Below are 23577 nucleotides of genomic sequence, written 5' to 3'. Positions count from 1 at the left end.
AACATAACGAATTAGATGTAATTAAATTACACCTAACTCTTTACCAACTTTTGTAAATGCAGCAATTGCTTTATCTAAGTGATGTTGCTCATGTGCTGCCGAAAGCTGCACTCTAATTCTTGCTTTACCTTGTCCAACAACCGGATAGAAAAATCCAACTACATAAATACCTTCATCTAACATTTTTGCAGCAAAAGATTGTGCTATTTTAGCATCGTACAACATTACTGGCACAATTGGATGAAAACCTGGTTTAATATCAAACCCAGCAGCAGTCATTTTTTCGCGGAAATATTTTGTATTACTTTCCAATTTATCACGAAGTGAAGTAGTTTCACTTAACATATCTAAAACAGCAACAGAAGCACCAGCAATTGCAGGAGCTAATGTGTTTGAGAATAAATATGGGCGTGAGCGCTGACGCAACATATCTACAATTTCTTTTTTACCAGAAGTAAATCCGCCAGATGCGCCACCTAAAGCTTTACCCAAAGTACCGGTAATAATATCTACACGATCCATTACGTTAAAATGCTCATGCGTACCTCTACCAGTTTTACCAATAAAACCAGTACAGTGCGATTCATCAATCATTACCAAGGCTTCATATTTATCGGCTAAATCGCAAATTTGATCTAACGGAGCTACTGAACCATCCATAGAAAAAGCACCATCGGTAACTATAATTCTATGTCGGCAATCTTTTGCAGCAATCAATTGAGCTTCCAAATCTGCCATATCAGCATTTTTATAACGAAAACGTTGCGCTTTACACAAACGTACACCATCAATAATAGAAGCGTGGTTTAATTCATCAGAAATAATAGCATCTTCTGCGCCAAACAAAGGTTCAAAAACACCTCCATTTGCATCAAAAGCTGCTGCATATAAAATGGTATCTTCTGTACCTAAAAATTCAGAAATTTTTGCTTCCAATTCTTTATGAATATTTTGTGTACCGCAAATAAAACGAACAGACGACATGCCATAACCATAATCATCTATCGCTTTTTTGGCAGCTTCGATAACTTTTGGATGAGATGATAAACCTAAATAATTGTTGGCACAAAAATTAATTACTTCAGCTCCGCTACTTACTTTAATATCTGCACCTTGAGGAGTTGTGATGATACGTTCGCGTTTAAATAAGCCTGCATTTTCTATTTCTTGAAGTTCTTTTTGTAGAACAGGTTGAAGGGTTTTGTACATATATATTTATTTTGGTGCAACCAATTGTGATTAATTTTCGTCACAAATATAATATTTTGCACGTTAACAAACTTTAACACATTAAATACGTTAAGTTTTGCAACTAAAGCGATATTTACACTTTAACACCTTTATGAAGAAAATCTTTCTCTCGATTGTTTTTATTTTAACGCTAACAAGCTTATCATTAGCGCAATATCAAATCACTGGAAAAATTACCGAAACCAATGGCGAAGTAATTCCTTTTGCATCAATATATATCAAAAATACCAGCAAAGGCGTTTCTGCAAATGTTAATGGCATGTATACCATTAATTTAGACAAAGGTTCTTACACTTTAATTTATACTGCTATCGGATTTAAAACTACCGAAAGAAACATACAGGTGAATGGTAATTTAACTTTAAATCAGGCTTTGCCTACAGAAAGTTATACCTTAAATAATGTAGTGATTAGACCAAATGCAGAAGACCTGGCTTACGAAATTATAAGACAAGCTATTAAATTAAGAAAACAACATTTAAACGAAGTTGAAGCCTTTAGTACCGACGTTTACACTAAAGGATTACAAAAATTGGTAAGTGCGCCCAAAAAATTTATGGGCAGAGATATTCAAAAAACATTAGACTTAGACACCAACAGACAAGGGATTTTATACCTATCAGAAACTCAATCTACTTTCAGCTTTAAAAGACCAAACAAAATTCACGAAGAAATGGTGTCTTCTAAAGTATCTGGCAACAATAATGCATTCAGTTTCAATAAAGCTTCAGATTTAATTGTAAATTTTTATGAAAATTTGATGTTAGAAAACACAGGTTTAAGTGGGCGAAGTTTTGTTTCGCCAATAGCTGACAATGCATTATTTTACTATAGATACAAACTTTTAGGAAGTTCAGAAGAAAATGGAGTAACGATCAATAAAATTGAAGTAATACCCAGACGTAAAAATGATCCCGTTTTTAGAGGTATTATTTATATTACTGATGAGAGCTGGCGATTATTAGGCACAAACCTTAATTTAACAGAAGATGCAGGCATAAATTTCGTAGATACTTTAAATATAAGCCAACAATTTGTAAAAATTGAAGATGTTTACATGCCATCGAGTATTAGATTTCAGTTTAATGGTGGTATTTTAAAATTTAAATTCGAAGGATATTTTATTGGCATTTATAGCAATTACAATATTAAACCCAATTTCCCTGAGAAATTCTTTACTGCTGAAATTTTAAAAGTTACTAAAGCCGTAAATAAAAAAGATTCGCTTTACTGGATGAACAATAGGCCAATACCATTAACCGAAGAAGAAAAATTTGACTATAAAAAGAAGGATAGTGTTGCTTTGCTCAAACAATCAAAACCTTATCTAGATTCTTTAGAAAGTAAAAACAATAAGTTCGGGATTGGGAAGCTATTTTTTTCAGGTTACACCATTAATAACAGGTATGAAAAAAAATATATATCCTTTGACCCGTTAGTTACTTCTGTATTTTATAACACTGTTGAAGGACTCGCTTTGAGATACGGCGTTACATTTAGAAAGAATTTTGAGGATAGAAAAAGTTTTTCGATAAGACCAGAAGCTAGATATGGTTTCAGCAATAAAATTTTTACGGCAAACCTAAGCTCAAGTTATTATTACGACCCACTTAAAAGAGCAAGTGTAAGTGCAAGTTTTGGAACCTCAATTGCAGATTTAAACAGTTATGGAACCATGAGTTTACGTTCAAATACAATCAACTCATTGGTGTTTGAAACAAACTTGCTTAAGCTTTATAAAAAAGAGTTTTTTACACTAAATTCTACAAGAGAACTAGCAGATGGACTACAAGCTTATGCTAATATTGAATATGCTAGAAATCAAACTCTTCAAAACACTAGCAATTATAGTTTTAGAGATGTTTCAGACAAAGCTTTTACGTCTAACAATCCTTTTACTCCAAGTTTAGAAACTCCTTTATTTCCAACTTACGCCTCTTTTAACATATCGGCCACCTTAGTTTATACAATTGGGCAGACTTATATTACTAGGCCAGATGGTAAATTTTATCAGGAATCAAAATATCCTCGTTTTCAATTAAATTATAGAAAAGGTTTTAAAGGAATTTTAAATAGCGCCGTTGATTATGATTATTTAGGGCTCGAAATTTATCAAGAAAGAATTAGCGCTGGTTTACTTGGCTATTTCTCTTTTGTTGTTGGAGCAGGCAAATTCTTAAACAATAACGTTGTTTTTTATCCAGATAGCAAACATTTTAGAGGAAATAATTCTACAATCTTCCCTCCCAACCTAAGAAAATTTAGGTTTTTAGACTTTTACCAATACAGCACCGACAGGCATTTTGCAGAAGCACATATTGAACATAATTTTGGTGGCTTATTGATCAATAAAATTCCTTTGTTGCGTAAGCTTAAATTCGAAGAAATTATTGGCGTTAGTTATTTAACCCAACCCAATAAAAAGAACTATAAAGAATTTTACTTCGGTATAGAACGTTTTGGTTTTGGTGTAAGTTACGGTTATGCTTATGATGGTAGCAAAAAAGTAGACCAAGGATTTAGAATTGCCTATAGTTTGTAAATCCCCCCAAACCTCCTCAAAAAGGAGGGAGTTGAAAATCCAAAAACCTTCTACCTTTTATCCCTCAACCTTTTTTTCTATCTTTGCATCGTTAAACGCCGTTTGCAGCGGTATCAATAAATTATGATGTACAATACTTTACTCTATTATTGCTATGCTCCTATAGCAAATGCTGAACAGTTTGCAGCAGATCACTTAAATTTTTGTAAATCTTTAGGCTTGGTAGGCAGAATTATAGTTGCCGAAGAAGGTTTAAACGGAACTGTTTCTGGCACCAAAGAAGCTTGTGAAGTTTACATGCAAGCTATACATGCCGATGAACGTTTCGCAAAAACTGAATTTAAAATTGATGAAGTTCCTGAGCCATCTTTTATCAAGATGCATTGTCGCTACAAGGAAGAAATCGTGCATTCTGGATTAAGAGATACAACTATCATCGACCCAAATAAAGAAACAGGAAAATATTTAGAGCCAAAAGAATTTAGCGAAATGCTAGATCGCGATGATGTTGTAGTGCTAGATGTTCGCTCTAATTACGAACACAATTTAGGGAAGTTTAAAAATGCAGTAACCTTAGATATCGATAACTTTAGAGATTTTCCTGATCAGATAAATGCCTTGGCACAGTACAAAGACAAAAAAATAATGACCTATTGTACTGGCGGTATTAAATGCGAAAAGGCATCAGCTTTGCTTTTACACCATGGCTTTACAGATGTTTACCAATTGCATGGCGGCATTATTAAATATGGTAAAGAAGCTGGCGGTAAAGATTTTGAAGGCAAATGTTATGTATTTGACAACAGAATTGCAGTTGATGTAAATTCTGTAAATCCAACAATTGTTTCTGTTTGCTACAACTGTGGTACAACAACACCAAAAATGATCAACTGTGCTAATCCGGAGTGCAATGAACACATTACACAATGTGATAACTGTGGCGACGAATTACAAGGATGTTGTTCGGTTGCCTGTACTACACACCCACGTAAACGCCCTTACGATGGTACTGGATATTATGTAAAAGTGCCTCAGCCTGTGGTTATGAAAGGTTAATAGTTAATAGTTGATGGGCGGTCGCGGTGCTCTTGAATTTATTTCAGGGAATTCTTTAGAGCATTAATCATCTTACACAGTTGTTCGTACTCGTTATAAAAATAGTTAAACCTTTCGATAGGCATATAATTTCTATTGCGAGCCATGAACAAACAACTGACAACTTCTAGTCCCGATCTAACAGAATAGGTTAAAAACCTAGAAAACTCCGCTTTGGATTGTCCCATGCAACCTTCAGCGATATTTAAATTAACAGAATCAGCAGCTTTTTTAATTTGAGTAGTCAAACTAAATAGCTCAGTTTTTGGAAAGTATTTAGTAGCCGCATCAATTTCGTCACTTAATAACAACGAAATTTGCCAAACTTTTAGTTCTTCAAATTTAAATGCCATAATGGTAAGATATATTCGCAGTTAATTTAGCTAAAAATACTCGCACAAATAATCTTCATTTTACTAACTTTAAATTTTCTACTATCCACCATTATCCATCAGCTATTATCTATAAACCATCAACTATTAGCTATCAACCATCATCTATCAACCTGCTTGCTATAAATGAAAAACAAATCCTTTAAATATTTTCACCTTCTTTTCGCTCTTTTACTTTTTTCAGGAAAACTTTTTGCCGATGATATTCAAAGCATAGGAGTTCCTTATGTGCAGAATTATCCAAAATCTTCTTACCTATCGGGAAATCAAAACTGGTCTATTGCAAAAGATAAAAATGGCGTAATGTATTTTGGCAATGCTGAAGGATTATTAACCTTTGACGGTAAATATTGGCAACAGTATAAAATGCCAAATCGACAAATTGTAAGAGCCGTAGCGACTGAAAATGGATTAATTTATACAGGTAGCTTCGGTGAATTTGGTTATTGGAGTTACCAAAATAAGCACCTGACTTATAAATCATTAATCAATCTCATCCCAAAACCAAATAAAATTACCGATGAAGTTTGGAAAATATATATCGTAGGCAAGAAAGTTATTTTTCAGACATTTTCTACCATTTATGTTTACGAAAACCAAAAAGTAAGTGTAGTAAAAGGCCCCGGAACATTTCTTTTTACACACGCTGTTGGCAATAAAATATTTGCTCAAATTTTAGGCAAAGGACTTTTTGAACTAAAAAACAACAAATTAGTTGCGTTACCTAACAGTGAAATCATTGGTACAACAGGGGTGTTATCTATCTTACCCTACAAAAATGGCGGCTATATTATTGGCACTAGTAAAAATGGGCTTTTCGTTTATGATGGAGTAACATTTATTCCTTTTGCAAGTGATGCTAATTCTTTTCTAAAAACATTTCAACTCAACAATGGAGTTAAACTACTCAACAAATATTATGCTTACGGAACCATCTTAAACGGTTTAATTATCATTGATGAAAACGGTAAAATTGTTCAAAGGATCAATAAATCAAGCGGTTTACAGAACAATACTATACTCAGTTTATATGCAGACAATGAACAAAATCTTTGGGCAGGTTTAGATAATGGAATTGATAGAATCGAACTTAATTCGCCGCTGTATTTTTATTTTGATAAAACTGGCCAATTCGGAACCGTTTACTCCAGCTTAATTGTAAAAAACAAGATTTATTTAGGCACTAATCAAGGTTTGTTTGTAAGTCCGTGGTTACCAGAAAATGGCAACTTAAATAGCAATTTCGATTTTAGGTTAATCCAAAACTCACAAGGCCAAGTTTGGGATTTAAGCTTAATAGATAACCAGCTTATTTGTGGGCATAACGATGGCTCCTTCATTATAAACGGAGATCAAATGCAAAAAACCTCTTCCATTAACGGAGGATGGACAATTAAAAAACTCAATTCTAACCCAAATTATCTTATTCAGGGAACGTATACTGGCTTAGTTTTATTTAAGAAAGATGCTGCTGGAAACTGGGCATTTAGTCATAAAATTTCAGGTTTTGGTGAACCATCTAGGTATGTAGAGCAAGACAATAAAGGCGATATTTGGGTTAGTCATGCTTATAAAGGATTATATAAATTAACCTTAAGCTCCGACTTAAAATCTGCCAAAAACATACAGTTTTACAATGAGAAAAACGGTTTACCTAGCAGTTTTAACATCAACATGTTTAATGTAGAGAATAAGCTTATTTTCTCATCAGATAATGGTTTTTTAGTGTACGATGACATCAGCAACCGCTTTAGTAAATACGATGTGCTTAACAAAAAACTAGGGAGCTTTTCTACATCAAATAAAATCATCAGCGCTGGTTTTAAAAAATACTGGTTCATTAACCATGGTAAAATGAGCTTAGTGCATTTAACCGAACCCGGGAAGATTGAAATCGACTCGAATCGTTTTAGCATATTAGATGGCAGAATGGTTCAATACTATGAGAACATTAGTCAGATAAGTAATAAGATTTATTTAATTAGCGTTGATGATGGTTTTGTGATTTACAATAGCACAACATCAAATAACCAAAGCCAAAATCCAAAACTTCCCTCGGTATTAATTAGAAAAGTAGAGGATATTACCGACAAATACAGCACTTTATCTGAAAACGGGAGCTTACAAGATTTAATTGAAATACCATTTAGTAGAAATAACATTAGGATTTCTTTTGCACTACCCTACTATCGACAAGCAAAAGTTAAATACCAGTTTTACCTAGAAGGATATTCAAACCAATGGTCTGATTGGAGCTCGGCAACGCAAAAAGATTTCACTAACCTTACTAAGGGTACTTACAGATTTAAAGTTAGAGCCAAGCTAAATGAAAATATCATCAGCGAAATAACAGTATTAGAATTTAAGATTTTACCTCCATGGTATGGTAGTAATTGGGCTATTTCATTTTATGTAATTATTGGCATTATTGCTCTTTACGCAGGAAAGCGTATTTACGAAGCAAAGCTGATGAAAGATCAGCAAAAGATTACCGACAAACTTCAAACAGAAAAAGAAGAATTTCTTAAAAAAGAAGCAGAGGCTACTGAAAAACAAATCATCAAAATACAAACCGAAAAACTACAAGCTGAACTAGCCGGCAAAAACAGAGAATTGGCTAATTCTGCAATGAGTTTGGTATATAAAAACGAATTGCTTCAAAAGTTAAGTGAGGAGATGAACAAGTTAAAAGATGAGAATGGAAAGAAGCTATCTGAAGACCAATTAAGAAAAATCCAAAAGGTAATAGATGATGGAATGAATGATGAGCGAGATTGGAATTTATTTGAGAACAGTTTCAATGAAGCTCATGAAAGTTTCTTCAAAAAGCTAAAAGCAAATCACCCAGATCTGGTTCCAAACGACTTAAAACTTTGTGCCTATTTACACATGAACATGAGCAGTAAAGAAATGGCGTCTCTACTAAATATCTCTCTCAGGGGTGTAGAAATTAGACGCTATCGTTTGCGTAAAAAGTTAGAAGTACCTCACGATAAAAACTTAACTGAGTTTTTAATGGAACTTTAATACTACATCATTACCACACAAAGCCATATTTATCTCACATCAAAATGTTGTAGTACAATTCAACTTGTAGTAGTTGTAATATTCTTGTTAACAACATAAAAACATCGTTTTTAGCCCAAAAATCAAATCAGTATACCACTTTGAGATAGTACACAAAAGTATGTTGATGTATTAATGTAGAGGTGGTAACGTTTGCATAAGCCAACATAAAACAGAAAATTAGATTAATCAATTAAAAACAAATGTAAACAGTATGAAAAAAATCTTTACAAAATTTTCTGTTCTAACCACACTTTGTTTGCTTTTATTAAACGTTGCCTATGCCCAAAATGTTACAGTTAAGGGTAAGGTAACCGATGGCAAGCTACCTATCCCTGGTGTTGGTGTTACAGTAAAAGGAACAACGAATGCTACGGTAACAAATCCTGACGGGGATTACTCGTTAAGTGTCCCAGCAAATTCAATTTTAGTTTTCTCTTCAATAGGTTTCTCGGCAAGAGAAATTGAAGTTAAAAACCAAACAACTATTAATGTTTCAATGGCTACATCAACTCAAGATTTAGAGCAGGTGGTGGTAGTAGGTTATGGTACGCAAAAGCGAAAAGACGTTACTGGCGCTATATCTAGCGTTAGCGGAGAAGATCTTGCAAAAATGCCGGCAGTAAGCCCATTGGCTTCATTGCAAGGTAAAGTTGCAGGTTTAACAGTTGTCAACTCAGGCGGTGCTGGCTCACAACCAGTTATTCGTATTCGTGGTATAGCAAGTACAAATAACGCTACACCTTTATATGTTGTAGATGGATTTATTCAAGACAACATTGATTATTTAAACCCAGCAGACATTGAATCTATTGATTTATTAAGAGATGCATCATCATCTGCAATTTATGGTTTAAGAGGTGCCAATGGTGTAATTGCAATTACAACAAAGAGGGCCGCTAAAGGCCAAACGCGTATCAACTTCACTAGTAATGTTGGTATCCAAAAAGTAATTGACAGGATCGACGTGACTGATGCAGAAGGGTTTAAGAAACTTTATTCAACTCAGTTGGCAAATATCGGTGCTGCTCCATTTGATTTTAGCAATTACAATGGTAATACAGATTGGCAAGATCTAATTTTGCAAACCGCTATCATCAATACCAATAGTTTAACCTTCTCAAATACTGGTGAAAAAACATCTACTTTAATAAACTTGGCATATAATAACCAAGAGGGTGTTTTAAAATATAACCAATATCAGAAGTTTATTTTAAGGTTAAGTGAAGAGATAAGAGTTACTGACAAATTTAAAGTTGGCGCAGATATTACAGGTTTTCATGACATCAATCAAGGCGCTACAGCTGGTTTAAACAATGCGATTTGGGCTGCACCAATTGTACCTGTTCAAACAGATGCATATACCTATTATGCAATGCCATCTTTTCAAAGAGCACAGGTAGGTAATCCAATTGCTCCAATGGAAAGAAATAGAAACAACTCAATTAATAAAGGACTGAGCTTTAATGGAAGTGTATTTGCAGAATTAAAATTCTTGAAAAACTTTACTGCTAGATCTACATTCTATGCTCGATATGGTTATGATTACAGTAGAGGATTTACAAGACCTCCTTTCTCGTTTATTAACGTAGGAGAAAATGGTGGTCCAACAACTACTGTCATAGATAACCAATTCCGTTCTACGGTGAGTCAAGGTCAATCAGAGTCACACAGATATCAGCAAGACCACACTGTTACATATGAAAAAACAATAGCAAATGACCATAGAGTTACTGCAATGGTTGGTTTTACATCATTGCGTTTTGCTGGTTCAAACATTAGTGGCTCTCGCACAGATAGTACTTTAGTTGTACCAGATAATCCAGATTTATGGTATTTGGGCGTAATTAATGCTAACAATATTTTAACCAATGGAGGGGGCGGTAATGAACAAACCAATGCTGGTGTTTTTGGTAGATTAAGTTATACCTACAAAGACAGGTATTTATTCAACGGAACTATCCGTAGAGATGGTAGTTCGAGATTTGCACCTCAAAATAGATGGGGTACTTTTGGTAGTGTTGGTTTAGGTTGGGTTGCAAGTGAAGAAGATTTCTTTAAAGACAACATTAAAGCAATTAACTTCTTGAAACTTCGTGCTTCATTCGGAAGATTAGGAAATTCGAATGGCGTTGCTGACAATCGATACCAAGTTTTACTTGCAAATGGTAGAGATGCTATTTTTGGAGAGAACATTTTTACAGCAGTAGGCCCTGAATTTTTTCCAGATCCAAATTTACGCTTTGAAATTATTCAAGGTGTTGATGTTGGTCTTGATATTCGTGCATTTGACAGTCGATATAATGCAGAAATAAACTTATACACAAAAAAAACTGATGGATTATTAACTAGTTACCCTATACAAGCTGGTCAACCTGCATTTTTTACCAACTTAGGTGAAGTAAACAATAAAGGTATTGAGGTGAGTATGGGCTGGACGGATAAAATTGGGAAAGATTTAACCTTTAATGTTTCTGGAAATTTTAGCTACAATAAAAATCGTGTAATATCAATTGGCAATACAATTGATTTCCAAATTATCGGAAATGGTGGTGTAAATTTAACCAATACCGGTCAATCAATCGGCTATTTCTATGGCTACAGACAAACAGGTATTTATCAATCTACAGCAGATTTAGATAAGACACCGAAATTTAGCAATTCATTACCTGGAGATATTTCTTATGAAGACACCAATGGTGACGGAATAATCTCTCCTTTGGATAGGACTTATTTAGGTACTCCATTCCCTCCTTATAGCTATGGCATGAGTTTGTCTTTAGGTTATAAAGGATTTGATGCTTTGATCGAAGGACAAGGTGTAGCTGGGAACCAAATTTATACCCAACGTAGAACGCAAAATTTCGCTACATTAAATTATGAAGCCAACAGATTAAACGCATGGACTGCCCCAGGAACTTCAAATGTTGAACCAATTTTAGATAATACGCGAGGAAACAATTACCTATTCAGTTCACATTATTTAGAGCCTGGTGATTATTTTAGGTTACGTACCGTACAATTAGGTTACACTTTTGGCGCAAATATGCTGGCAAAAGCAGGTATACAAAAATTAAGATTGTATTTAAGTGGTCAGAATATCCAAACATGGAGCCAAGCAACTGGTTACACTCCTGAGGCACAAATTGGAAGTATTTTAGGTGGTGGTGCAGATAATGGTGTTTATCCTATACCAGCAGTTTACTCATTCGGGTTAAACGTTACTTTTTAATTTTAAAAACATTTAATATTTAATAAGATGAAAATATTTAATAAAAGAAATATCTGTATGGCAATTACTGCCGCCAGTTTAATTTCTATCAATTCTGGCTGCAAAAGCTTTTTAGATACTGAGCGTCAAGGAGTTTACACTACAGAAAACTATCCTTACCCTCAAGGCGGAACACCTTATGATACATTTTTATTCTCTGCATATGATGCATTAAGAGCTTACAATTTTGTTTCAGATGGTTTTATGGTGGCTTCGAGCATTCGTAGTGATGATGCAGACAAAGGTAGCACACCTACAGATGGCGGTGCTGATGTAATTGCAATGGATAATTTCCCTGTTTTAAGCAATGGCAGAGTGAACACCTTATGGACAGAATATTTTGTAATGATTGTGAGATGCAATGATATTATCGATCAAGTTCAAAACAACACAGCTATTGTTGCCACACCAGAGGCTAAACTACAAGCAGAAGCAGAAGCTAGATTCTTGCGTGCTTATTCTTATTTCTTTTTAGTAAGAGCTTATGGTAGAGTGCCTAAAATTGATAAACCATTAGCTGCCACAGCAAATGTACCACAAAGTTCCGCGTCAGAAATCTATGCATTTATAGAAGAAGACTTGAAATTTGCTGCAGCAAATTTACCATTGAATTGGGAAAGCAAATATTCAGGTAGATCTACAAAAGGTGCCGCAAATGGTATGTTAGCAAAAGTTTATTTGTACCAACAAAAATGGGCAATGGCAATGGCAACAGCCAATATGGTAATGACATCTAGTCAATATGATTTATCTGTAAATTATGGCGTAATTTTTACAGAAGCAGGCGAGAATAGTAAAGAATCTGTATTCGAAATTCAAGGTACGGCTAGTGCCCAAGTTCCAACTGCAAACGGTATTCAGTATGCCAATATCCAAGGTACTCGTGGCAATACAGTAGAATGGAATAGAGGTTGGGGTTGGAATATGCCAAGTGCTCAGTTAGAAGCTGCTTACGAGGCTAATGATCCACGAAAAAACAGAACAATTTTATATTCAAGTCAAGCTGGCGCTCCACGCCAAACTTATTACGGACAAACTGCTCCTTTATTTCCTACAGAAGTTCCAAACCCTAAATACAACCATAAAGTATTAGCAAATCCTTCATTTATAGCTAGGTATAATACTCGTGGAAGTTGGTGGATGAATGTGAGAATTCTTCGTTATGCGGATGTAGTATTAATGTATGCCGAGGCTGCAAATGAAGTTGGAGGTGCTGCAAACATTGCTAATGCACTAGCTGCTGTAAATAGCGTAAGAGCTAGAGCCAGAATTGGCGCACCAGGTGGTACTCTACCAAATTTAACTACAACAGATCAAGCTGTTTTGCGTACCGCAATCCGTCAAGAAAGAAGAGTAGAATTAGCTATGGAACACGAGCGTTTCTTTGATATTGTAAGATGGGGAATTTCTCAACAAGTAATGCAAGATGCAGGTAAAACGAATTTTATTGCTTCTCGTGATAATCTTTTGCCTATTCCTCAGCAACAAATTGATTTGAGTAAAGGCGTTTTAACGCAAAATCCTGGTTATTAATCTTTAATGTAACAAGAAAATGAAATTATCAAAATTATATATTAATAGCTGTGTTGTGGCTCTTTCACTATCAGCTACGGTATTATCGTCTTGTAAAAAAGATGGTAACCCTAACAATTTACCAGATGTATCTTCAGCTACATACGAAGGTAAAATTGATGGCTATACTAGCTCTGATGAAATTTATCCAAACAACTTGGTAGCTTATTGGAACTTTGATGCAAATAAGAATGAAACCAAAAGTAATACTGCACCAACATCTACCGCAAATGATGCATTAGTTGCTGGCGGCGTAAAAGGTCAAGCATTATCATTAACTGGCGGTTACCTTTACTTCGGCACACAGTTAAATGCATTTAAAACCGATGCTTTAAAAAGTTTTACCATTAGCGAGTGGGTACAAGTTTTAAACAATGGCTCTAAACGTACTATGATTTTTCAATTGGCTAGACCAGGTATTTTTAATGGAAGTATTAACTTCGCTTTAAATACGCAATCTTATCCTGCTACAAACTTTGATAACCTTAAAGTACAACCAACTTTTACTACAATTGGTGGTGGTACTCAAGACAATATCAATACACAAAGAGATAGCCCTGGTATGCCTAACTATGTTCCTTACATTACACCAAAATTAGAGGCCAACAAATGGATACATCTTTTGCTTACTTATAACGGTACAACTGGTTTCTTCCATATTTGGATTAACGGTGTTAAAGCTGGTGCATTCCCGAGCAGAGGTACAGGTAATAATTTATTTAAAGCTTACGAGCCAGGAGAAATTATTATCGGCGGTAACTACAATACTATTCCTGGTAAAACAGTTAATACAGATGTTAGTTTTGCAGCCATGACTGGTAAAATTGATGAGTTAAGAGTTTACAACATTGATTTACCTGATGCAAACATTAAAGCCCTTTATAACCTTGGTTTAGCAGGCAAATAATTCTTAAGCACAGTGTCCTTGTGGCACTGTGCTTTCTTTTCTTCATCACCCCTATTTAGGGGTGAAAAACACAACTCTTATGAAAATGAGCTGCAGAACCTTTACCATATTTTCAATAGCCCTCTCCTTTTTTTTTGTAACTGCTTGTAAAAAGAATACAACAGAAACCACAAAAAGTACTGACACTTCTCTCTCGTTTACTGTAAACGATGCCAACAATGGCACCTTGAAATATACAGGTCTAAATCTAAAACCTGTCATCAAATTTAATTTTACCGAAGCAATTAATCCTGCAACTATAACAACTGGCATCCTTTTAACAGATGCATCTGGAAATAATATCACTACTACTGCAACACTTTCAAATGGAGATAAAACTTTAAATATTACTCCACAATTAGACCTGAACTCATTTACAAGTTATACGCTTGCTATTAATAATAATTTAAAATCATCAACTGGCGGAAGATTAATCAACCCTGTTAACATTAATCTAATAAGTGGATTAAATGATACTGATAAATTCCCACGAATAACTGATGAAGAACTTTTAACACTCGTTCAAAAACAAACATTTAAATATTTTTGGGATTTTGCACATCCCGTTAGCGGAATGGCTAGAGAAAGAAATACCTCTGGCAATACTGTAACCTCTGGTGGTTCTGGATTTGGGGTCATGGCAATTATCACAGGCATACACCGTGGCTTTATTACCAAAGCAGAAGGCTTAGCCCGATTACAAAAAATTGTAGATTTCTTAAAAAACAAAGCAACCAGACATCATGGGGCTTATTCGCATTGGATGGACGGAAATACAGGTGCAACTCTTCCTTTTAGTGCAAAAGATAATGGTGCAGATTTGGTCGAAACTTCTTTTTTAATGTCAGGATTAATTACTGCAAGGCAGTATTTTGCTGGCAATGATGCGGCTGAAACGACTTTAAGAGCTGATATTAATGCGATTTATAATGGTGTAGAATGGGCTTGGTTTAGAAAAGACAACAGCAACACTTTATACTGGCATTGGAGCCCAACAAATGCTTGGGAAATGAATTTACCTGTACAAGGATGGAATGAATGTTTAATAACTTACGTAATGGCAGCTTCTTCTCCTACTTCTTCTATCCCTAAATCAGTATACGACCAAGGTTGGGCTAGAAATGGAGCGATGAGAAATGGAAACACTTATTATGGCGTTCAACTGCCTTTAGGTACTGCCAATGGTGGCCCATTGTTTTTAGAGCACTATTCATTTTTAGGTATTAATCCTAATGGATTGGTTGATGCGTATGCTAATTACGAAACTCAAACAAAAGCACATACTTTAATCAATTATAATTATTGTGTAGCAAACCCCGCAAAACATACAGGCTATAGTGCCGATTGTTGGGGTTTAACTGCAAGTGATATTCCTAACGGATATGGTGCAAATTCTCCAACAAATGACAGAGGAGTAATTTCGCCTACTGCTGCATTATCTTCTTTTCCGTATACACCTACCGAATCAATGCAAGCACTAAAGTTTTTTTATTATAAATTAGGTGATAAAATTTGGAAAGAATATGGTTTTGTTGATGCATTTGCGTTGAACGAACCATGGTTTGCAAGTTCTCATTTAGCAATTGATCAAGGACCAATTATCATAATGATAGAAAATCATCGTAGTAAATTATTATGGAATCTTTTTATGAGTGCTCCTGAAGTTAAAACAGGAATGAAAAATTTAGGCTTCACGAGTCCAAACCTATAACACAACACACCAATGAAATTTTTATATACAATCTCCCTTTTCGTTATTCTAAGTAGCTGCGGTACACAACAAAAAACTAATGTAGCATCTCAAAAAAAATTAACAGATGATCAATTACTAACCTTAGTTCAAAAACAAACTTACAAGTACTTTTATGAGGGTGCAGAACCTATTTCTGGACTTTCCAGAGAGCGTTACCACAGTGACAATATTTATCCTTCTAATGATAAAGATATCATTGCAACAGGAGCTAGTGGTTTTGGCATAATGGGAACTATTGTTGCCATCGAACGTAAATTTATTACTAAAAAGCAAGGATACGATCACCTTAAAAAAGGATTAGATTTTTTAGCAAAAGCTGATCGATTTCATGGTGTTTGGGCGCATTGGATGCATCCCTCTGGAAAAGCAAAAGCATTTGGTAAAAATGATGATGCTGGTGATTTGGTAGAAACTTCATTCTTAGCTCAAGCTTTGGTTTGTGTGCGTCAATATTATGCAAATGGCAATGCCGAAGAAAAAGAATTAGCCCGCAAAGCGGATGAACTTTGGAAAGGAATAGAATGGAACTTCTTCCGCCAAAATAATCAAAATGTTTTGTACTGGCACTGGTCGCCGAACACTGGCTGGAAAATGAATTTTGCCATTACCGGTTACAACGAATGTTTAATTACTTACGTTATGGCGGCTTGCTCTCCTACCCATGGCGTACCTGCAGCCGTTTACCATCAAGGTTGGGCTAAAAGTGGGGCAATAAATACCAGCTTTTCTATGTATGGTCATCCGGTTAAGTTAAAACATAATGTAGTTGGACAAAACGTTGGCCCTCTTTTTTGGGCACACTATTCGTACTTAGGCTTAAATCCAAAGGGATTAAAAGATAAGTATGCGGATTATTGGGAAGAGAACAAAAGCCATACTTTAATTAATTACGATTACGCAATCGCAAATCCGAAAGGCTTTAAAGGTTATGGAGCAAACTCTTGGGGTTTAACTGCAAGTTATTCGGTAAAAGGATATGCTGCACACATGCCATCAGAAGGAGAAGATAAAGGTGTAATTAGCCCAACTGCTGCTTTATCATCTTATCCTTATGCACCTAAAGAAAGCATGCAAATGATTAGACACTTATATGAAAATATGGGCGACAAAGTTTGGGGAGAATTTGGATTTTATGATGCTTATAGCGAAACTGCTAACTGGTACCCTAAACGTTACATTGGTATAGATCAAGGTCCAATTGTGGTAATGATTGAAAATGGCAGAACTGGTTTACTTTGGAACTTATTTATGAGTGCTCCAGAAATTAAAACAGGTTTAAAAAAATTAGGTTTCGAAAGTCCGAAAATATAAAATGGATAGAAAAATATATTTCATCTTTTTGTTTAGTTTGATACTTGCTTCTTGTAGCCAAAAAGCGAGAATTGTGTTATTACCAGACACCCAAACTTATGCAGAAAAGTATCCAGAAATAATGGAATCGCAGCTTAATTGGGTGGCCAGTAATGCAAAAAACATCAACTTTGTTTTGCAACAGGGAGATTTAACGCAAAATAACAACGATAAAGAATGGCAAGTTGTAAAAGATAATTTTTCTAAAATAGACAATAAGGTTCCTTATGTTTTGGCCGTTGGTAATCACGATATGGGTAGTGCAGTAGGTAAATTTGCTGATGTTAGGAACAGTACAATTTTTAACACCTATTTCCCCTTTGCAGATTTTGCTAAACAAAGCTATTTCGGCGGAACATTTGAACCTCAAAAACTTGACAATGCCTATTTTCTGTTAAACACCGGAAAAGTAAAATGGATAGCTATCACCTTAGAGTTTGGCCCGAGGAATGAAGTTTTAACCTGGGCAAATGAAATATTAGCAAAACACCCAGACAGGTTAGCAATTGTAAATACACATGCTTACATGTACAGCGATAATACCCGAATTGGCGAAGGTGATAATTGGAGACCACAAGCTTATGGTGTTGGTAAAGACACTGGCGAAAAAGCGGTAAATGATGGCGAGCAAATTTGGGAGAAGCTTATTCGTAAAAATGCTAATGTACGTTTTGTATTTTCTGGACACATTTTAAACGGTGGCGTTGGTACACTTACCAGTACAAATGATGCCGGACTTCCAGTTTACCAAATGTTAGCCAATTACCAAGAAGGTGTTAAGGGATCTGTAAAAGGTGGCAATGGTTTTTTAAGGATTATCTATCTTAACTTTAAAAAGAATACGGTTAATATTAAAACTTACTCACCGTATTTAAATGAATATAAATTAGAAAAAGAGCATAATTTCGACTTCGAACAGGTGAATTTTAGCTCAAGCAAAAAATAGAATATCGAATAAAATACATACAAATGAAAAAAATTAATTTCCTACTCGTAATTGCCGCATTTACATTTAACACTGGTTTTGCCCAACAAAAGAAAGCAGTAAATCCTGCACAGCAAAAAATGAACACATTCATCAATTCTTTAATGTCTAAAATGACAATTGATGAAAAAATAGGACAGTTAAATTTAGTTACTGGTGGCGAAGCTAATACTGGCTCTGCAGTGAGTACAGCTATTGAATCGAAAATTGCAAAAGGTAACGTTGGTGGCATTTTTAGCATGACAACCCCGGCTAAAATTCGCAAAACGCAAGAAATTGCCATGAAAAGTAGATTGAAAATTCCTTTAATTTTTGGTCAGGATGTGATACACGGTTATAAAACTACTTTTCCAATTCCTTTAGCTTTAGCTGCAAGTTGGGATTTGCCCTTAATAGAAAAAACTGCCCGTGTTGCAGCACAAGAAGCAAGTGCCGATGGCTTAAACTGGACTTTCTCACCTATGGTAGATATTGCTCGTGATGCCCGTTGGGGAAGAATTGCAGAAGGAAGTGGAGAAGATACTTATTTGGGTTCTCAAATTGCTAAAGTAATGGTAAGAGGCTACCAAGGCAATGATTTAGCTGCAAATAATACACTTATGGCTTGCGTAAAACACTTTGCTTTATACGGAGCCTCAGAAGCTGGTAGAGATTACAACACTACCGATATGAGTTTAGATAGAATGTATAATGAATATTTGCCTCCTTACAAAGCTGCTTTAGATGCAGGCGCTGGTAGTATCATGGTTTCTTTTAACGACATTAACGGCGTGCCTGCAACAGCTAATAAATGGTTATTAACTGATGTTTTACGTAAACAATGGGGCTTTAAAGGTTTTGTAGCTTCAGATTATACTGGTGTTAGCGAATTGATAAACCATGGTTTAGGCGATTTAAAAACCGTTTCGGCCCTATCGCTTAAAGCTGGTACAGATATGGATATGGTAAGCGAAGGGTATTTAACTACTTTAAAACAATCTGTTAAAGAAGGTAAAGTAGCAATTACACAAATAGACAATGCTTGCCGTTTAATTTTGGAAGCTAAATACAAATTAGGTTTGTTTGATGATCCTTTTAGGTACTGCAGCGAAGAACGTGCTAAAAACGAAATCTTAACGCCTGAAAACTTAAAATTTGCCAGAGAAACCGCAGCTAAAACTTTCGTATTATTAAAAAATGATAACCAAACTTTACCTTTAAAAAGATCTGGAACAATTGCTCTAATTGGCCCTTTGGCAAATACAGCTAGTAATATGCCTGGTACTTGGAGCGTAAACGCTGATATGTCTAAAATACCAACACTTTTACAAGGTTTAACTGAGGTTGCTGGTAAAAATGTAAAAATTATTCATGCATTAGGCTCAAATTTAATTGCTGATGCAAACCAACAAACTTATGCTACTGCACACGGTAGAGATATTCCTAGAGATAACCGTTCTGAAGAAGAAATAATTGAAGAAGCGGTAAAAACTGCTAATAAAGCTGATGTAATTGTGGCTGCCTTGGGCGAAGCTTCTGAAATGAGTGGGGAAAGCTCTAGCAGAACTGATATCGGTATTCCAGAAACGCAGAAAAAATTATTAGCAGCCTTACTTAAAACTGGCAAACCTGTAGTTTTGGTATTATTTGCTGGTCGCCCCATGACTTTAAAATGGGAAAGTGAAAACGTACCAGCAATTTTAAACGTTTGGTTTGGCGGTGTTGAAGCTGCAAAAGCCATAGGCGATGTTTTATTTGGTGATGCAAATCCTTCTGGAAAATTAACGGTTACTTTTCCTCAAAATGTTGGTCAAGTGCCATTGTATTACAGCCATAAAAATACTGGTCGCCCGTTGGCAGATGAGAAATGGTTTTTCCGTTTCCGCTCTAATTATTTAGATGTGAGCAACGAACCTTTATATCCTTTCGGTTATGGCTTAAGCTATACTACATTTGATTACAGCAACTTTAAATTAAGCAGTAACACTTTAAAACCTGAACAAAAATTAACTGCTTATGTAACTATTACCAATACGGGTAAAGTTGCCGGCGAAGAAATTGTTCAATTATATACTCGTGACTTGGTTGGAACTAGCACAAGACCGGTTAAAGAATTAAAAGGTTTCCAAAAAATTAGTTTACAACCTGGCGAAAGCAAAGTGGTTACTTTTAACATTACGGAAGAAGATTTAAAATTCTTTAATAGCGATTTAAAGTTTGTTGCCGAAGCTGGTGATTTTAAAGTTTTTGTTGGTCCAAATGTTAGAGATGTTAAGGAGGTAGATTTTAAATTGGTTAAATAAGGCAAAAGGTTGAGGGTTGGAAGGCGGAAGGTCTCAAATCTCACATCTAATGTCTCAAATCTCAAAACAATGAAAAAAATATCAATCATATTCACGCTTTGTTTACTCATTTCATCAGCCTTTGCGCAAGATTTAAGCAAATATGAAAAGCAAAGTTTCGTACTCGGTACTGATACCTTAAAGTACAGAATTTTATATCCAGAAAATTTTGATGCCAAAAAACAATACCCTGTGGTTTTGTTTTTGCATGGCAGAGGCGAGAGTGGTAACGACAACCAAAAGCAATTAGCAAATGGAGGAAAGCTATTTCTATCTGATAACTATCGTAAAAACCACCCGTCAATTGTTATATTTCCACAATGTGCCGAAGATAGTTATTGGGCAAATGTAGAAATTGAAACGGTAAGTAATAAGCGTTTTTTCAATTTTGTAAAAGGTGGCGAACCTACCAAATCAATGAATTTGGTTTTACAGTTTACCGATGAATTTTTCAAAAAACCTTTTGTAGCGCAAAACCAAATTTACGTTGGAGGCTTATCTATGGGTGGCATGGGAACTTTTGAAATTTTAAGACGTAAACCAAAAACTTTTGCTGCAGCATTTTCAATTTGTGGCGGCGATAATCCTGCAAATGCTAAAAAATACAAAAACGTACCACTTTGGATTTTTCATGGTGGCTTAGATGATGTGGTAAATCCGCAGTTAACCTATAGTGTTTTTAGAGAATTAAGAAAGTTAGGTTATGAGCCCAAATACACCATTTACCCAAAAGCAAACCATAACAGTTGGGATAGCACTTTTGCCGAACCAGAGTTAATGCCTTGGTTATTTAGCCACAAGAAGTAAGTTACAAACTCAAAAGAATATCTTTCGCTTTAAGATTGCTTCATTCCTCTACAGCAATGACGTTTAATATTCGTCATTGCGAGAAGGCTTTTCAGCCGACGAAGCAATCTCCTTTCTAAAGCTTTTTGAAAAGCAAATTCCTGCATTTCATCGGTTCCGAAAGCCCTGCCATTCGCTTTACTTGCCGATGAAAAATCGGCTTCGTGCTCGCTGCTGTCAGGTTTAGCATATAAAGGCAAACCTAAGTAAAATAGACCCGACAAAATGTAAAGCTCAGAATGGATCCGCCCGCTGCGAAGAAATGAGAACTTGGAATGATGGCGGGACTGAATTAACCGACTGACACAGGTTTTGCTCTTCAAAAATTATCAAAACAAAAAGGCTTGAAGAATATATCTCCAAGCCACTATAATCTTTATTTCAGATTCTTTGCTTCGCTCTGAATGACAAATTTTTACTCAGCCATGTTATGATAAACCGCTTGAACATCATCATCCTCTTCCAACTTATCTATCAATTTCAAAACATCTAATGCTTGTTCTTCTGTAACTTCATGATGCGACAAAGCAATACGCTCTAATTTTGAACTTTTTAATTCAATTCCTTTTTCTTCTAATGCTTTTTGCAGTGGACCAAAATTTTCAAAAGTTCCTTGCGCTACCGCGATATCATTTCCTTCCTCATCAGCCTCTACATATAATTCTTCTAAACCAGCATCAATTAATTCAAATTCTAACTCTTCTAAATCTAAATCTTCAGCAGGCACAAACCTGAATATAGATTTACGGTTAAATACAAAATCTAACGATCCTGTTTTACCCAATGAGCCATCAGTTTTGTTAAAATAGCTACGCACATTTGCAACGGTACGGTTGGTATTATCTGTAGCAGTTTCAATTAAAACAGCAACACCATGAGGTGCATAACCTTCATAAACAATCTCTTCATAATTGGCCATAGATTTATCTGAAGCACGCTTAATTGCAGCTTCTACCCTATCTTTTGGCATGTTTACAGCCTTAGCATTTTGCATAGCTGTACGTAAACGTGAGTTGGTTTCTGGATGAGGCCCAGCATCTTTAACCGCCATTACAATATCTTTACCGATACGCGTAAACTGAACGGCCATTTTAGCCCAACGTTTAAATTTTCTTTCTTTTCTAAATTCGAATGCTCTTCCCATTTTTACATTGTTTTGAGTTAAGCGATAAGCGGGAAGCGAAACGCAAAACGCTTAACGCCAAACGCGTCTATTTCTTTAAATTTTTCAACATATCATCAGTCATTCTAGCCAAATCAAATTCTGGTTTCCATGCCCAATCATTTTTAGCAAAACTATCATCAATAGATTTTGGCCAACTGTTGGCAATATCTTGACGAGGATCATTTGCTGTGTAAGATAATTTAAAATCTGGAATATGTCTGCGAATTTCTGTTGCTAATACCTCTGGAGTAAAGCTAACCCCCCCAAAATTATAGCTTGATCTGATAGAAATTTGGTCTGCAGGTGCATCCATCAATTCTATGGTTCCTCTAATCGCATCATCCATGTACATCATCGGCAGTTCTGTTGTTGCCGATAAAAATGAAGCATAACTTCCTTTTTTTAAGGCTTCATGAAAAATATGAATAGCATAATCAGTTGTTCCTCCTCCTGGAGCTGCTTTCCAACTAATTAAACCAGGGTAGCGAATACTTCTTACATCTAAATTATATTTTTGATAGTAATATTCGCACCAACGTTCACCTGCCATTTTACTAATACCATAAACCGTATTCGGGTCCATTGTACAATATTGTGGTGTATTATCTTTTGGAGAATTTGGACCAAAAATAGCAATTGAACTCGGCCAGTAAACCTTTGCGGTTTTAAATACCAAAGCTAAATCTAACACATTTAGCAAACCGTTCATATTTAAATCCCAAGCCAATTTTGGGTTTTGTTCACCAGTTGCAGATAATAAGGCAGCCAATAAATAAACTTGTTTTGGTTTATATTTGGTAAAAATCTCTTTCAAGATTTCTTTATCTAAAACGTTAACAAATTCAAATGGACCAGCATTTTTGGTTTCATAGTCAGGTCTTCTAATATCACAGGCTACTACGTTATCATTACCATAGGCTTTACGCAAGGCCGTAACTAATTCTGTACCTATTTGTCCGTTAGATCCTAAAACTAAAATTTTTTCGCTCATACATTATGGATATTCTGCAAAGGTAAAAAAA

At 35.3% G+C, this 23577-nt stretch carries 16 protein-coding genes; 11 read left to right on the top strand and 5 right to left on the bottom strand.

Annotated features, from left to right (window positions below; translation table 11 throughout):
* Nucleotides 1-21: 21 nt before the first annotated feature.
* Nucleotides 22-1209 (bottom strand): glycine C-acetyltransferase, encoded by a 1188-nt coding sequence (gene kbl / locus FA045_RS15550; protein ID WP_136877997.1) that lies wholly within the window; start codon nucleotides 1207-1209, stop codon nucleotides 22-24.
* 133 nt (nucleotides 1210-1342) lie between these two features.
* Here kbl and FA045_RS15545 point away from each other — a divergent pair, with 133 nt between their 5' ends.
* Entirely contained in the window at nucleotides 1343-3793 is a 2451-nt protein-coding gene (locus FA045_RS15545; RefSeq protein ID WP_136877996.1) for a DUF5686 and carboxypeptidase regulatory-like domain-containing protein, read from the top strand.
* A 120-nt stretch (nucleotides 3794-3913) separates the two neighbouring features.
* Nucleotides 3914-4849, top strand: coding sequence for an oxygen-dependent tRNA uridine(34) hydroxylase TrhO (trhO, locus tag FA045_RS15540; protein WP_136877995.1), 936 nt, complete (start codon nucleotides 3914-3916; stop codon nucleotides 4847-4849).
* 38 nt (nucleotides 4850-4887) lie between these two features.
* Here trhO and FA045_RS15535 read toward each other — a convergent pair whose 3' ends face one another.
* Complete coding sequence (locus FA045_RS15535; protein ID WP_136877994.1) at nucleotides 4888-5241, bottom strand: four helix bundle protein; 354 nt, start codon at nucleotides 5239-5241, stop codon at nucleotides 4888-4890.
* 165 nt (nucleotides 5242-5406) lie between these two features.
* Here FA045_RS15535 and FA045_RS15530 point away from each other — a divergent pair, with 165 nt between their 5' ends.
* The 9 genes from FA045_RS15530 to FA045_RS15490 all read left to right on the top strand — a co-directional run bounded on the left by FA045_RS15530 (nucleotide 5407) and on the right by FA045_RS15490 (nucleotide 21351).
* Nucleotides 5407-8307, top strand: a complete 2901-nt coding sequence (locus FA045_RS15530) for a triple tyrosine motif-containing protein (protein ID WP_136877993.1) — start codon at nucleotides 5407-5409, stop codon at nucleotides 8305-8307.
* 253 nt (nucleotides 8308-8560) lie between these two features.
* A complete protein-coding gene (locus FA045_RS15525; RefSeq protein WP_136877992.1) occupies nucleotides 8561-11578 on the top strand; it encodes a SusC/RagA family TonB-linked outer membrane protein in 3018 nt (1005 codons plus the stop codon).
* Between the two features lie 27 nt (nucleotides 11579-11605).
* Nucleotides 11606-13150 carry a RagB/SusD family nutrient uptake outer membrane protein gene (locus FA045_RS15520; RefSeq protein WP_136877991.1) on the top strand — a complete coding sequence of 515 codons (1545 nt, stop codon included), beginning with the start codon at nucleotides 11606-11608 and terminating at the stop codon, nucleotides 13148-13150.
* Between the two features lie 19 nt (nucleotides 13151-13169).
* Nucleotides 13170-14096 (top strand): LamG-like jellyroll fold domain-containing protein, encoded by a 927-nt coding sequence (locus FA045_RS15515; protein ID WP_136877990.1) that lies wholly within the window; start codon nucleotides 13170-13172, stop codon nucleotides 14094-14096.
* Nucleotides 14097-14181: 85 nt separating this feature from the next.
* Nucleotides 14182-15846 (top strand): glucoamylase family protein, encoded by a 1665-nt coding sequence (locus FA045_RS15510; protein WP_136878035.1) that lies wholly within the window; start codon nucleotides 14182-14184, stop codon nucleotides 15844-15846.
* Between the two features lie 12 nt (nucleotides 15847-15858).
* Nucleotides 15859-17199 (top strand): glucoamylase family protein, encoded by a 1341-nt coding sequence (locus FA045_RS15505; RefSeq protein WP_136877989.1) that lies wholly within the window; start codon nucleotides 15859-15861, stop codon nucleotides 17197-17199.
* Between the two features lies 1 nt (nucleotide 17200).
* Nucleotides 17201-18184, top strand: a complete 984-nt coding sequence (locus FA045_RS15500; RefSeq protein ID WP_136877988.1) for a metallophosphoesterase — start codon at nucleotides 17201-17203, stop codon at nucleotides 18182-18184.
* A 23-nt stretch (nucleotides 18185-18207) separates the two neighbouring features.
* A complete protein-coding gene (bglX, locus tag FA045_RS15495) occupies nucleotides 18208-20505 on the top strand; it encodes a beta-glucosidase BglX (RefSeq protein ID WP_136877987.1) in 2298 nt (765 codons plus the stop codon).
* 69 nt (nucleotides 20506-20574) lie between these two features.
* Complete coding sequence (locus FA045_RS15490; protein ID WP_136877986.1) at nucleotides 20575-21351, top strand: carboxylesterase family protein; 777 nt, start codon at nucleotides 20575-20577, stop codon at nucleotides 21349-21351.
* Between the two features lie 29 nt (nucleotides 21352-21380).
* Here FA045_RS15490 and FA045_RS18910 read toward each other — a convergent pair whose 3' ends face one another.
* From FA045_RS18910 to FA045_RS15480, 3 genes are all read right to left on the bottom strand, one after another.
* Nucleotides 21381-21614 (bottom strand): hypothetical protein, encoded by a 234-nt coding sequence (locus tag FA045_RS18910; RefSeq protein ID WP_205943173.1) that lies wholly within the window; start codon nucleotides 21612-21614, stop codon nucleotides 21381-21383.
* Nucleotides 21615-21805: 191 nt separating this feature from the next.
* A complete protein-coding gene (locus tag FA045_RS15485; protein WP_136877985.1) occupies nucleotides 21806-22534 on the bottom strand; it encodes a YebC/PmpR family DNA-binding transcriptional regulator in 729 nt (242 codons plus the stop codon).
* Between the two features lie 67 nt (nucleotides 22535-22601).
* The gene (locus FA045_RS15480) at nucleotides 22602-23546 is read right to left on the bottom strand and encodes an NAD-dependent epimerase/dehydratase family protein (RefSeq protein ID WP_136877984.1); all 945 of its coding nucleotides are present in this window, start codon (nucleotides 23544-23546) and stop codon (nucleotides 22602-22604) included.
* Nucleotides 23547-23577: the final 31 nt, after the last annotated feature.

This window comes from Pedobacter cryotolerans (assembly GCF_005116475.1).
GTDB lineage: Bacteria > Bacteroidota > Bacteroidia > Sphingobacteriales > Sphingobacteriaceae > Pedobacter > Pedobacter cryotolerans.
The sequence above is the reverse complement of the archived record's forward strand: the minus strand, read 5'-3'. Positions and strand labels throughout refer to the sequence as shown.

What these genes read in the sequence shown, in the direction of transcription:
- kbl (WP_136877997.1), bottom strand. Translation starts at nt 1,209, where the DNA reads ATGTACAAAACCCTTCAACCTGTTCTACAAAAAGAACTTCAAGAAATA.
- FA045_RS15545 (WP_136877996.1), top strand. Translation starts at nt 1,343, where the DNA reads ATGAAGAAAATCTTTCTCTCGATTGTTTTTATTTTAACGCTAACAAGC.
- FA045_RS15535 (WP_136877994.1), bottom strand. Translation starts at nt 5,241, where the DNA reads ATGGCATTTAAATTTGAAGAACTAAAAGTTTGGCAAATTTCGTTGTTA.
- FA045_RS15530 (WP_136877993.1), top strand. Translation starts at nt 5,407, where the DNA reads ATGAAAAACAAATCCTTTAAATATTTTCACCTTCTTTTCGCTCTTTTA.
- FA045_RS15525 (WP_136877992.1), top strand. Translation starts at nt 8,561, where the DNA reads ATGAAAAAAATCTTTACAAAATTTTCTGTTCTAACCACACTTTGTTTG.
- FA045_RS15520 (WP_136877991.1), top strand. Translation starts at nt 11,606, where the DNA reads ATGAAAATATTTAATAAAAGAAATATCTGTATGGCAATTACTGCCGCC.
- FA045_RS15515 (WP_136877990.1), top strand. Translation starts at nt 13,170, where the DNA reads ATGAAATTATCAAAATTATATATTAATAGCTGTGTTGTGGCTCTTTCA.
- FA045_RS15510 (WP_136878035.1), top strand. Translation starts at nt 14,182, where the DNA reads ATGAGCTGCAGAACCTTTACCATATTTTCAATAGCCCTCTCCTTTTTT.
- FA045_RS15505 (WP_136877989.1), top strand. Translation starts at nt 15,859, where the DNA reads ATGAAATTTTTATATACAATCTCCCTTTTCGTTATTCTAAGTAGCTGC.
- FA045_RS15500 (WP_136877988.1), top strand. Translation starts at nt 17,201, where the DNA reads ATGGATAGAAAAATATATTTCATCTTTTTGTTTAGTTTGATACTTGCT.
- bglX (WP_136877987.1), top strand. Translation starts at nt 18,208, where the DNA reads ATGAAAAAAATTAATTTCCTACTCGTAATTGCCGCATTTACATTTAAC.
- FA045_RS15490 (WP_136877986.1), top strand. Translation starts at nt 20,575, where the DNA reads ATGAAAAAAATATCAATCATATTCACGCTTTGTTTACTCATTTCATCA.
- FA045_RS15485 (WP_136877985.1), bottom strand. Translation starts at nt 22,534, where the DNA reads ATGGGAAGAGCATTCGAATTTAGAAAAGAAAGAAAATTTAAACGTTGG.
- FA045_RS15480 (WP_136877984.1), bottom strand. Translation starts at nt 23,546, where the DNA reads ATGAGCGAAAAAATTTTAGTTTTAGGATCTAACGGACAAATAGGTACA.